The organism is Myxococcales bacterium, from assembly GCA_016712525.1.
Classification (GTDB): domain Bacteria; phylum Myxococcota_A; class Polyangia; order Polyangiales; family Polyangiaceae; genus JAAFHV01.
Window position 1 is genome coordinate 973,182 of sequence record JADJQX010000007.1, and the last position, 10,970, is coordinate 984,151.

A 10,970-nucleotide genomic window follows, 5' to 3' on the forward strand; every position below is an offset into this window, starting at 1 on the left:
GCAGGGCCGTGCGTTCTTGGGCCCTCCGCGTCGCGTTCGCCCTAGGTCTCTCGGCCGCCCTGGTCGAGGGGCGTGTGTTCGCGGCCGACGCGCCGTCCACGCCGCCGCCCACGATTTCCACGCCACCGAAGGACGAGGGCGAAGGGATCGTGGTGCGCCGCGCCGTGCGCCGGTACTCGCTCTCCGAGTGCCTCGCCCTCGCCGATCGCAACCACCCGAACCTCTGGGCCGCGAGGGCGCGCCTGTCGGTCGTCCACGCGCAGCTCGACGAGGCCAAGTGGGCGCCCTTTTTCCAGGGCTGGAGCGCGAACGCGACGATCGGCGTCATCCCCCCGCTGGGTGGAACGCCCTACTACGGGGCCACCCCCTCGATCCTCCTGAACCCGAACCTCAACACGTCGTTCGGGCCATTTTTCCAGTTCTCCGTGAACGGCGGCGTCCCGCTCTACACCTTCGGCAAGATCACGGGGTACATCCACGCGGCCGAAGCCCAGATCCGCATGAACGAGTGGGATCTGGAGAAGCTTCGGCAGCAAGTGCGCATGGACGTGCGGCGTGCATACTTCACGCTCCTCTTCGCGCGCGACGCGCTCTACGTGGCGGACGAGGCCCTGAAGGGCATCGACAAGGGCCTCACCAAGATCAACGATCACCTCGCGAAATCCGACGGCGGCTACGACGAGGTCGACCGGCTGAGGCTCCAGTTCTACCGGGACGAGCTCGTCGCGCGCACGGGCGACGCCCACCGCGGCGAGGACGTCGCGCTCGCCGCCCTTCGGTTCCTCACCGGTGTGCAGTCGAGCTTCGACGTGCCCGACGAGCCCTTGAAGCGCCCCGAAGTGCCCCTTCGCCCGGTCGTGCGCTACCTCGCCGCCGCGCGCGTCCTCCGCCCCGAGGTGAGCTACGCGCGCGCCGGGGTCGCCGCCCGTAGGGCGCAGGTGGGGCTCGCGGAGGCGCGTTTTTTCCCGGACGTCTACATCGGGGCCAACGCCTCGTACCTGATCGGGCCGAACGCGACCCAACAGAATACGGCATGGATCCTCGACCCGTTCAATCGGTTTGGCTGGGGGTTGGCCATGGGGGCTCGCTGGAGCCTCGACGTGCTCCCGAACCAAGCGCGGCTCGTTCAAGCCGAATCTCAGCTCGAAGAGGCTCGCGCGTACGAGCGGCTCGCCCTCGGGGGCATCGGCGTCGAGGTCGAGACCGCCTACGGTGCCGTGAACGAGGCCAAGGTGCGCGAAGAGGCGTGGGCACGCAACGAGCACCTCGCGAAGGGCTGGCTCACGAGCGTGCGCGACGCCATCGATCTCGGCACGAAGGACGAGCGCTACCTCATCGAGCCCACGCGCTTCTACATCGGCGCGCGCGTCGCTCACCTGCAAGCGATGATGGACTACAACCTCGCCCTGTCCGAGCTCGCCCGGGTGTCCGGCCTCGACAGCGTCGCTCCGGACGCGGGCGCGAACGGCGGCTGAGAGGCGCGACGCGGGCCCGAGGGCGCTCGTCGCGCGGGGCGAACGGCAAGCGATGATGCGGCGCGCGCCGAAGGCTCGCCGAACGAGGCCCCACGTGGGCGACGGCGACGGGACACTCGAGCGACCCGCCGCGCGTCGACGCGCGGACTATTCGGCCTCGAGGACCTTGGCGAGGGCCTCGAGGGCCTCGATCACGCGTCCACGTTCGGCGCGGGGGAGCTTGTCGACGAGGGCGCCCAGGGCCTTCTGCGAGTCGGCCATGACGGCGTCGGCCGTCCGTTTGCCGCGAGGGGTGAGCCGGACGTCCGTCTGGCGACCGTCGCTCGTGCCCTTCTTGCGCGAGATGTACCCCTCGCGTTCGAGGCCGGTGAGGTTGCGGCTCGCCGTCGACGGGTCGATACCGAGGAGGGTCGCGAGCGTCGACGTCGACACAGCGCCGCGCTGGGCGATGAGCTGGAGCGTCTCTGCCTGCTGAGGGGTCACCTCGCCGGCACGGGCGCGCTCGCGCCCCATCTTCCCGAAGCCTCGGGCTACTGCGACCACCGCTTTTGCGAACCTGTCTTGCTCGGCCATGTGTGGAGGGCCTGTACTCTACAACTTCCGGCCTGGCGTCAAGACCCAAAGCGCGTGAGGCCTCGTTTCGTCGGCCTTTTCGGCACCTCGTCGCGACGAAAACGCAAGGCACGCGGGCCGAGACCACCGCTCGCGCGTAACCTCTGCGCGCCCGCCGACAGAGCGCCGGGTGCGCAACGAAATACGCGCTATTTTCCGAAGATTTCCCCACGGGTTCGGTTGCGTGGGCTCGGGTCGCGGACTAACGTTCCGGCGCATTCGAGCCCGCGGGAAGCCCGCGGTTTTGGCGGACGGCCCCGCACAGAGGAACGATGCAGGCGACCAATCGAGACGAGGTTCGACCCACGACGACGCGGATGTTCGAGAGCGACTTCATCGAGCGCTTCTCGCGGATCCACCCGGCCACTCCCTTCGTGTTCTGGCTCCCGGTGCTCGTCTACGTGACCTACCGGAGCTTCACGCTCGTGCCCGGAGGCGCGGTCGCCGTGGGCCCGTTCGTGGGGCTCGTGGTCTCGGGCGTCGTCTTCTGGACGTTCACCGAGTACGTGCTCCACAGGTACGTCTTCCACTTCCAGAAGGACACCCCCTGGGGCCGCCGCTTCCACTTCTTGGTGCACGGCGTCCACCACGACTTCCCGGACGACAAGGACCGGCTGGTCATGCCGCTCGGCGCCAGCATCCCGATGGGCGTCTTCTTCTTCACGCTCTTCTGGGCCACGATGGGCGCGTACGGCACGCCGTTCTTCGTCGGGTTCGGCCTCGGCTACCTCGCGTACGACGGCACCCACTTCGCGCTCCACCACTTCAAGCTGAACGGCTCGGTCGGCAAGGCCCTCAAGAAGCACCACATGCTTCACCACCACCTCGACCACTCGGGCGGCTTCGGCGTCTCGTCGCCGCTCTGGGATTGGGTCTTCCGCACCATGCCGCAGCCGAAGAAACGCGCGTCCGCGAAGCCCTCCTGAAGCTTCCACGACGAATCGCGCCACATGCCTTCGCGGCGTGTGGCGCGCGCTCATTTTGTCGTATGCTCTCGCCCAAGCGAGCCCCCGATGACCGACAAATCCGCGACCAAGCCCGAAGAAAAAAAGTCCGAAATCGGAACCGTGCTCGTGTCGCGCTACGAGGTGGTCCGCGAGCTCGGTCGCGGCGGCATGGGCGTCGTCTACCTCTGCAAGGATCTCGTGACGCTCGAGCGCGTCGCGCTGAAGCGCCTCCGTGCCCCCGAAGAGGCGAAGACGACCCGCGCCGAGGAGAGCTGGTGGTTCCAGCAAGAGGCTCGCGCTGTCGCCTCGCTCGACCATCCGGCGGTCGTACGCGCGCGTGACTTCGGCACCCTCCACGACGGCTCCCCGTACCTCGTCATGGACGCGCTCCCCGGGCGCAGCGTGCACGAGTGGATGCACACGACGACCATGCCGTGGTCGGTCATTTGGTCGCTCGTCGACCAGGTGCTCGCGGGCCTCGCGCACGCGCACGCGCGAGGCGTGATCCACGGGGATTTGAAGCCCTCCAACGTGATGCTCGACCTCGCGTCCACCGGGAAGGGGCCGCGCGCGTACATCCTCGATCTCGGCCTCGCGTGGCTTCGTCGTACCCTCCACGATCCGCGCCTCGACGGGGGCCCGGCGCCGGAGCTCGCGGTGCACTCCGGCGCGGGCACGGTCGGGTGGGTCGCGCCCGAGCAAATTCGCAAGGCGGCCACGCAGGTCGGCCCCGCGACGGACCTCTACGCGCTCGGCTGCATCATGTACCGCGTCCTCTCCGGCAAAGAGGTCTTCGAGGGGACCGCTCAGGAGGTGCTTCGCGCCCACAAACGCACCCCCGTTCCGCCCCCTCAGCTCCCCGACGGCGTGCCCGCAGGTGTCGCGGCGTACGTGCAGAAGCTGCTCGCGAAGCGCCCCTGGCACAGGTTCGAGCTGGCCGCCGATGCGCGCCGCGTGTGGTCGCAGTTCCGCCCGCGCCACGCCGTTTCCATGGAAGAGACGCTCACGGCGTCGAGCCCGAGCATGCCCCCCGCGGCCCCCTCGTCCGCCTCCCAGTCGTCCGACGTGGGGCGGGTGATCACCGCCGCTCGCTCGCTCGCCCCGGGCCTCCTCTCGCTGCGCCCGTCGCCGATGGTCGCGCGCGACGAAGAGCGGCGTGAGCTGCTCGACATCGTCGGCTCCGTGTGTTCGGGGAGCGGGCCGCCTCAGCGCCTCGTCGTTCTCATCGGCGAGGCAGGTGTCGGCAAGAGCCGCCTCGCCGAGTGGATGTGCGAGCAGGTGCATGAACGTGGGTTCATGTGGCCCCTCCGTGCGCGTTACGGCCGAACGCCGTCCCCGCTCGACGGCCTGACCGGGGCCATCAACCACTATTTTTCCCTGCAGGACGCCGATCGCGACACCGTCGAGCAGACGCTCATCGACCGCTGGGAGGTCGAAAAAGACGACGACGACGAGCTCTCCTGGGTCGCCGCCACGGCCGAGTGGCTCCGTCCCACGCCGCCCGGGCAAGTGCTGCCGGTGGGCCCCTCGGGAAAGCGGTTCGTGCTCGACACCCCCGAGCTCCGCTGGGTGGTCGTGCGCCGCGTGCTCGAGCGCATCGGCCAAGAGCGACCGATCCTCATATGGTTCGACGACCTCCACCTCACTTCGCAGAACACGTTCGACATGCTCTCGCGCCTGCGAAAAGAGGCGCCGAAGCTGCGCCTCGTGATGCTGGCGACGGCCCGAAGCGAGTCCCTCGAGACCGACCTCGACACGGCCCTCCGCATGGAGGCGATGCGTGCCGAGTGGCGAGGGAAGGTGATCGACCTTCGCCCGCTCGGCGCCGACGAGACCCGCTACCTGCTGAAGGCGACACTCCCGCTGGCCGACGAGGCGGTGGTGACCGCCACGATGCAGAGCCGAGGCAACCCGCTCTTCGCCCTGCAGCTCGTCCACGCGTGGGCGGGTGGCGGTTACCTCACGCTCGAGAGCGGCCGCTACCGCGTCCCCGACGAGGCCCTCCGAGGCCGCGCCATCACGACGTCCGAGCTCTGGGACGAGCGGCTCCGGGGCGTGCCCACGGACCTCCGGCTCGCGGCCTACGCGGCGGCCGCCCTCGGCGACGACATCCGCGGCGCGGTCCTCAAGGCGCTCGTCGGCGCGCTCGGCATGGACCCTCGCGACGCGCTCGTGGCCCTCACGCGCGCGCAGATCCTGCTCGCGAGCGGAAACGACCAGTTTCGCTGGGCGCACGCGCTCCTCCAGGAGCACCTGCTCGGCCGGCTGGTCGAGCGCAACGACTCTCCGGCCATCTTCCGCCTCGCCGCGAACGCGCTCGCGAAGCACCCCGAGGTCGGCTCACGGCGCATCATGAAGCACCGGGTGCGCAACCTCCTCCGCGCGGGGGACGACGACGTCGCCGCGCAGCTCATGTTCCGCTTCATCGAGGGCGCATGGGCACGAGGTCGCGACACCACGGCGACCTTGAAGGACCTCCAGCTGCTCGACGGGCGCGTGACCGGCTCCGCCGCCGCCGAGTACGCGTACTGGCGTGCGGAGGCCCTCCGTCACATCGGCAAGCTGGAAGAGGCGCGAGAGCAAGCCGAGACGGCGCGTCGTGCGTTCGAGCAGGCCGGCGACAAAGCCCGCGAGGCCCACGCGCTCCGTCTGCTCGGCCACTTGGCCTCCGACCAGGGCGCCCCCGCTCAGGGGCGCATGCAGGTCGCCCTCGCCCTCAGCCGCTTCGAGGAGCTCTCGGACGCACGCGGGTATGCGCAAGCCCTCGTCGTCCTTGGGGAAATCGACTACCTCCTCGGCGAGCACGCCCGCGCGCGCTCGGTCTTGGGGGAGGCGAGCGAGCGCTCCGAGGCGGTCGGCGATCACCTCGGTCGGGCGCAATGCATCATCCTACTCGCGATGATCGAGACCGCCGTCGGTGGTTTCCGGCGCGCGGGCTCGTTGCTCATGGAGGCGCGCCAAGCGTTCGACGCCATGGGCTACAGGCTCGGGCTCGCCCAGTGCGACGTCGTGCTCGGGCACGCCGATCACCGCGGCGGAGAGATGGAGGCGGCGCGCACGCGAACGCTCGCCGCAAGGGCCGCGTTCCGGGAGCTCCAGAACCCGCGCGGCGAGGCCGCCTGCGAGCGGCTCTTGGCGATGATCGCCATCGACACCGACGTCTTCGACGCCGCGCGAAAACACGCGAACGCGGCCGCCAAGATCTTCGAACGTCTCCAAGATCCGTGGGGAGATCTCGAGGCCAGGCTGCTCCTCGCGCAGGTCGCCCTCGCCGAGGGCAACGCCGAAGCCGCGGATCTCATCCGCGAGTGCGAGAAGATCGTCCTCGACGAGGCCGAGCCGCGACAGCACCGGCACCTCACGCTCGCGTGGCTCGCCCAGCGCGAGGGCAGGTTCGGCGACGCCGCCAGCGAGCTCGATCGTGCGCGCGCGGCTTTTGGCGACAAAACCCGCTGCGGCGATCACACCCCGCAGCTCCTCGTGCGCTTCTCGCGCATGCGGTGGGACGCGAACGGCGCGGCCAAGGTCTCGGCGTGGCTTCGGCTCATCGACGCCGCGAACCCCGACGACGGCTCGGCGCACATGCCCATCCTGCCTCGCTGAGACGGTCGGGTATTCTTCGTAAATTCGATAGGTTACGTGGTTCTTGACCTGGGTCCTGGGCGGGCTCTCCCGAGCCCGCCGTCTGGCCTCGTGTCGCGCTTCACGCCCGTCGCTGTTGCCGTGGGCCGAACCTTCTTGTAGGTTCCCGCGCCATGTCCACGCCGCAAGATCCCCCCGTTCGCAACAAGCAGAAGAAGCGCCGCACGAAGAAGCTCGCCGCCTGGCGCGCCAAGAAGGCCGAGGCCCAGGCCACGACGCCGTCGAAGTGAGGCCGTAAGGCTCGCTCCGCGGGCCTCGCCCTTCGTGAAAAACGACGAACCCCGCGCTCCTTTCGGGCCGCGGGGTTTTGGCGTTTCGAAGGTCGGCGGGGGCGGCCGGGGCGGCGGGGGGCGGCTCAGCCGGGCTCGTCGTCGAGCGCGCCGAGCACCTCGTTGCGGAGGGTCTCGATCTCGTCCCGGAGACCGAGCGTGGTCGCGAGATCGGCCTCGACCTCTTCCTCTTCGGCGTTGCTCTCGAGGTCCGAGAGCGAGAGGGCGTAGGCGACGCGGTAGGCCGCGCGGCGCGCGTGCGGAGAGAGCGCCTTGGCGAGGGTCGACAGGCGAAGCGAGCTCTCTTGACCTTCGTTGTTGGCTTCGTAGCGCTCGATGAGCTCCTCGAGCGGCGTGATTTTCCCATCGGCGGTACCGAGGAAGGTGGCCTTGAAGCCGCCCTCGTCGCTCGTGCGCTCCGCGAGGGTGTGGGCGAGCCGGCGGATCGTCTTGAGCTCGTCCCGCGAGAAGCTGCCGTTGGCGACGCCGACGAGGTAGGCGATCTCGAGGATCGCGTCGGACTCGGACGACGTGAAGGTTTCGGTCCCGAGGACCTTGGCGACATCGAAGCTCATCGCGGGCACCGTACCTCCTCTTTCTTCGGTTGTCGCGGCCCTTCCGTTTCTTGTCCCACGAGGTCGCCGCCTGGGTAGAGTGGCGCCCCATGCGAGCCTCTTCGATCGCCTGCGTCGTTTTTGGTGCTGCTCTGGCTCTCGCCGCGTGCGACGACCCGAAAAAGGACCCGCCCAAGGGCGCAGCGTCGGCCTCGCCCTCGGCGTCGGCGCCACCGGCCGTCGCCTCGGCGCCGTCGGCCGCCCCCTCGGCCCCGTCCGAGCCGCCCAAACCGAAGGCCCCCGTCGTGTGCTCGGAGGGCCCGATGCTCGACACGAAGGACGCGGGGCTCGCCGAGGAGATCCGCCGAAAGCTCGGGAAAAAGCCGGGCGAAGCCGTCAAGGTCTCGGAGCTTGGGACCATCCGCTCGCTGAACCTCGTGAAGGCGCCGCAGGCCACCCTCGACTCCTGCGTCTTCCAGAAGACGACGGCCCTGAAGGACCTCTTCCTCGGCCCGAGCGACCTCGACGATCTCAGCCCGATAGCGCACCTTACGCGCCTCGAGACGCTGCGTGCGTCGATCAACCACGTGTCGGATCTCAAGCCCCTCGAGAAGCTCGTGCTGCTCGACAGGCTCGATCTCGGGCGCACCTACGTGCGGGACATCAAGCCCCTCGAGAACCTCGTCAACCTGACGGAGCTCGAGCTCGATGATACCCAAGTGTCGGATATTTCACCGCTTGCCAAAGCCAAGAAACTCGAGCGGCTGAGCATTCGGCGCACCCTCGTGACCGACGTCTCGCCCCTCAAGGACCTCTTGAAGCTCAAGTACCTCTACGTCGAGGGCTCCGCCGTGACCGACATCTCGCCCCTCCAGCCCGCGATCGGACGCGGGCTGAAGATCGTCTCCAAGGGCGACAAGTAGGCTTTCCGCGCATGCGTCGTCGTCCCGGCGAACCGCGGGCGACGACGCGCGTGACTTACGGCTGCTCGGCGGCGACCCACTTGCGAATGCCTTCGACCACGGGGTGGTTCGACGGCACGCCCTTCAAGGGATGCTGGGTGTTGCCTTTGCCCTGCGGGTTCGTGATGAGCAGGCTGTTCTCGCGGTTCGCGAAGTCGATCCACTGACGGGCCTGGGCGCACGCCGCCTTCTCGTCGCTGTCGAGCGCGCGAAGGTCCATCGCCTGCGTCGCGACGACCTCGGTGGGCGTGACCCCCGAGTCGGGCGAGTCCTCGCCGCCCATGTGGCAGCTCACGCACGCGGCAGGGGGCGTGCCGCCATCGGGGAACGAGGCGGCGTCGAGCTGCGGGTCGGGGATCGTGTCGATGAACGTTCGGAACGCCGGCACCGCCGACGAGCGAAAGAGATCGAGCGCCGTGCACTCGCGGTTCGGCGCCTTGCCCGGGGTGGTCGAGAAGGCCTGGAGGACGAGCTTGAGCTGCGTGTCGCCCGCGACGTTGAGCAGGACGAGGCCGCCCCCGAAGAGCTCCTTCCTCGTGCCGGCGGGCACCTCGAGCTTGCCCTCGAAGCCCGCGTTCTTCGGGTCGACCTTGACTCGCCCGACCTTCGGGATCTGGACGAAGAAGGGCGACTCGATGGTCACGTTGGTGGTCGGCCCCGCGAGGATCTTCATGCCCGAGAGCGTGAGCACGGAGCCGTCGCGGGCGGCGACGAGCTCGAGGGTCGTGCCGGCGAGCGCCGGATCGACGTCCTTGAGGTCGATCGCGTTGGCGCCGAGCACGACGGTGAAGGGTTTGGTGGCGGGCAGCTTCTGGGCTCCCACCTCGGCCGCGATCCACTCGCGGACCTTGGCCTTGAGGTCCGGGGTCGCGTCGAGCGATGGACCGTCGTGGGCGGCTTGGGAGAGCAGCGTGCTGTCGTCCGGATCTTTCGTGACCGGCAAGATGCCGCGGAAGGCCTTGATCGACGCGTAGGAGTCGGGCTCGGCGAGCCACTTCGGCGCGCCGTTGTAGACGCCCTTGATGTGGCACACGCCGTCCTTCGCGCCGCACCGGTTCACGAGGCTCGGCTCGATCTGGCGAAAGAGCGCCTCGGCGTTTTGTGCCGATGCGTCTTGGCCGTCTCCGCCCGGGTCGTCGCTCCCGCAGCCCGTCCCCACGAGGGTGCCGAGGGCCATCGAGGCGGCGGCGACGGGCAGGATGATCGCAAAGGCTCTACGAAAAGGCGTCATACGAAGCTCCTAGGCCCCCGCCCCGAGGCGCGGCGAGGTTTCCCAATTCTTTCGAGTCTTTCGGTCATGCGCAAGGTGGTTTGCGCCCCCCGATGTGTCAGGGTTTCACACCTGCGCCGAAGTTGACGCCGTCGACGCATGCCCCGACCACGTCGACGAAGGCGGCGTCGGCGCGGTTCAAGATGGGCCCGGTGGCCGTGCCGTCGAAGTACCCGTCGTAGTCGCCCGGGTCGTTCACGACGCCGTTTCCGGTCGCGTCCGCCTGCACGCGGAGCACGTATTTGCCCACCGTGAGCCCGCCGACCCGGTAGGTGAACCTGTCCGAGACGGCGGCCGCGGCGAACGACTGGGAGCGCACGTTGCCCCCTGCGGTCGACACGACCGAGATCTCGACCCGGCGCTGCGCGGGCAGGGGAGCCGGAAAGCTCACCGTGCCGCGGATGGCGAGCACGCCGCCGAAGGCCCCGTCGAGGCCGAAGCTCGACTCGGGGAGGCACGGCCCGAGGGGGGCGTCGACCGTGGCGTCGGCGTCGGCCCCGCCGTCGGTCCCGGAATCCCCTCCGCTCGTGCTGCCCCCGCCGACGGCCGGCTGACCGGGGCCGAGCACCGCCGAAGGAATGACCTTGTCGTCTGAGGAGCAGGCCACGAAAGCGAGCACGACGGCGGAGAGCGAGAGGACCGAGAGCGAGACGGGACGAGAAGCCATGCCCGCAGTCTTACGGCCCCACGACGAAAGGACAAGCAAACGGGGCCGATCGGCGTTCTTGGCCCACCTGGGCTCGCCTTGCCTACGATCCGTGGTGGAGAACCCCGATGACCCCCCAAAACCGCCGCTCCGCCATTCGCAAGAACGTCTCCGTGCCGTGCCAGATCGTCCGCCACGAGGACACGCAGGTCTTCGCCGAGATCACCCGAGACCTCAGCGAGGACGGTATGCAGATCGCTTCGGACGCCTGCCTCGCCGTCGGCGACACGGTCACGGTGTCGTTCCAGACGAGCGACCTCGGCCTGTGGGTCGACGCCGGCGCCACCGTGGTGCGCGCGGTCCGGGGGCTTCGCAAAGGCGACGACGGACCGGGATTTGCCCTGCGCTTCGACGCCATCGACCCCGTGAAACGGCTCGTCGTGCGTGGCTCGCTGCGGCGCGCGCTCCCGCCCGTTCCGAAGCGAACGCGCCGCCCCGACGCCGCCCGCGCCTGACGACCCGCCCGCCGCGAGGCGCGCCCGAGGCCTCCCGGAGGCGACGCATGGCCCTCCGTGCGCAACGTTTTCGGCTCG

9 protein-coding genes are annotated in these 10,970 nt (G+C 69.4%); 5 read left to right on the forward strand and 4 right to left on the reverse strand.

The genetic code is table 11. The features are described from left to right. Window positions 1–8 precede the first annotated feature (8 nt). Window positions 9–1,475: a TolC family protein gene (locus IPK71_21335; GenBank protein ID MBK8216283.1), complete on the forward strand. Its 1,467-nt coding sequence runs from the start codon at window positions 9–11 to the stop codon at window positions 1,473–1,475. 147 nt (window positions 1,476–1,622) lie between these two features. Here the strand turns inward: IPK71_21335 and IPK71_21340 are convergent, their stop codons facing one another. After that, a complete protein-coding gene (locus tag IPK71_21340; protein ID MBK8216284.1) occupies window positions 1,623–2,048 on the reverse strand; it encodes a MarR family transcriptional regulator in 426 nt (141 codons plus the stop codon). Between the two features lie 356 nt (window positions 2,049–2,404). Here IPK71_21340 and IPK71_21345 point away from each other — a divergent pair, with 356 nt between their 5' ends. Then, window positions 2,405–3,013: a sterol desaturase family protein gene (locus IPK71_21345; protein MBK8216285.1), complete on the forward strand. Its 609-nt coding sequence runs from the start codon at window positions 2,405–2,407 to the stop codon at window positions 3,011–3,013. Window positions 3,014–3,100: 87 nt separating this feature from the next. Next, window positions 3,101–6,637, forward strand: a complete 3,537-nt coding sequence (locus IPK71_21350) for a protein kinase (protein MBK8216286.1) — start codon at window positions 3,101–3,103, stop codon at window positions 6,635–6,637. Between the two features lie 394 nt (window positions 6,638–7,031). Here the strand turns inward: IPK71_21350 and IPK71_21355 are convergent, their stop codons facing one another. Beyond that, window positions 7,032–7,520 carry a hypothetical protein gene (locus IPK71_21355; GenBank protein ID MBK8216287.1) on the reverse strand — a complete coding sequence of 163 codons (489 nt, stop codon included), beginning with the start codon at window positions 7,518–7,520 and terminating at the stop codon, window positions 7,032–7,034. A gap of 89 nt (window positions 7,521–7,609) precedes the next feature. Here IPK71_21355 and IPK71_21360 point away from each other — a divergent pair, with 89 nt between their 5' ends. Continuing rightward, a complete protein-coding gene (locus IPK71_21360) occupies window positions 7,610–8,422 on the forward strand; it encodes a leucine-rich repeat domain-containing protein (protein MBK8216288.1) in 813 nt (270 codons plus the stop codon). 55 nt (window positions 8,423–8,477) lie between these two features. Here the strand turns inward: IPK71_21360 and IPK71_21365 are convergent, their stop codons facing one another. Beyond that, a complete protein-coding gene (locus IPK71_21365; GenBank protein MBK8216289.1) occupies window positions 8,478–9,692 on the reverse strand; it encodes a hypothetical protein in 1,215 nt (404 codons plus the stop codon). 97 nt (window positions 9,693–9,789) lie between these two features. Then, window positions 9,790–10,398 (reverse strand): hypothetical protein, encoded by a 609-nt coding sequence (locus IPK71_21370; GenBank protein ID MBK8216290.1) that lies wholly within the window; start codon window positions 10,396–10,398, stop codon window positions 9,790–9,792. Window positions 10,399–10,505: 107 nt separating this feature from the next. Between IPK71_21370 and IPK71_21375 the strand changes: the two genes are divergently transcribed. Beyond that, window positions 10,506–10,892: a PilZ domain-containing protein gene (locus IPK71_21375; protein ID MBK8216291.1), complete on the forward strand. Its 387-nt coding sequence runs from the start codon at window positions 10,506–10,508 to the stop codon at window positions 10,890–10,892. The last annotated feature ends 78 nt before the right edge of the window (window positions 10,893–10,970 follow it).

Bases quoted from the DNA above. Each gene is read 5' to 3' on its own strand.
- IPK71_21340 (MBK8216284.1), bottom strand. From the start codon at position 2,048: ATGGCCGAGCAAGACAGGTTCGCAAAAGCGGTGGTCGCAGTAGCCCGA.
- IPK71_21345 (MBK8216285.1), top strand. From the start codon at position 2,405: ATGTTCGAGAGCGACTTCATCGAGCGCTTCTCGCGGATCCACCCGGCC.
- IPK71_21350 (MBK8216286.1), top strand. From the start codon at position 3,101: ATGACCGACAAATCCGCGACCAAGCCCGAAGAAAAAAAGTCCGAAATC.
- IPK71_21355 (MBK8216287.1), bottom strand. From the start codon at position 7,520: ATGAGCTTCGATGTCGCCAAGGTCCTCGGGACCGAAACCTTCACGTCG.
- IPK71_21360 (MBK8216288.1), top strand. From the start codon at position 7,610: ATGCGAGCCTCTTCGATCGCCTGCGTCGTTTTTGGTGCTGCTCTGGCT.
- IPK71_21365 (MBK8216289.1), bottom strand. From the start codon at position 9,692: ATGACGCCTTTTCGTAGAGCCTTTGCGATCATCCTGCCCGTCGCCGCC.
- IPK71_21370 (MBK8216290.1), bottom strand. From the start codon at position 10,398: ATGGCTTCTCGTCCCGTCTCGCTCTCGGTCCTCTCGCTCTCCGCCGTC.
- IPK71_21375 (MBK8216291.1), top strand. From the start codon at position 10,506: ATGACCCCCCAAAACCGCCGCTCCGCCATTCGCAAGAACGTCTCCGTG.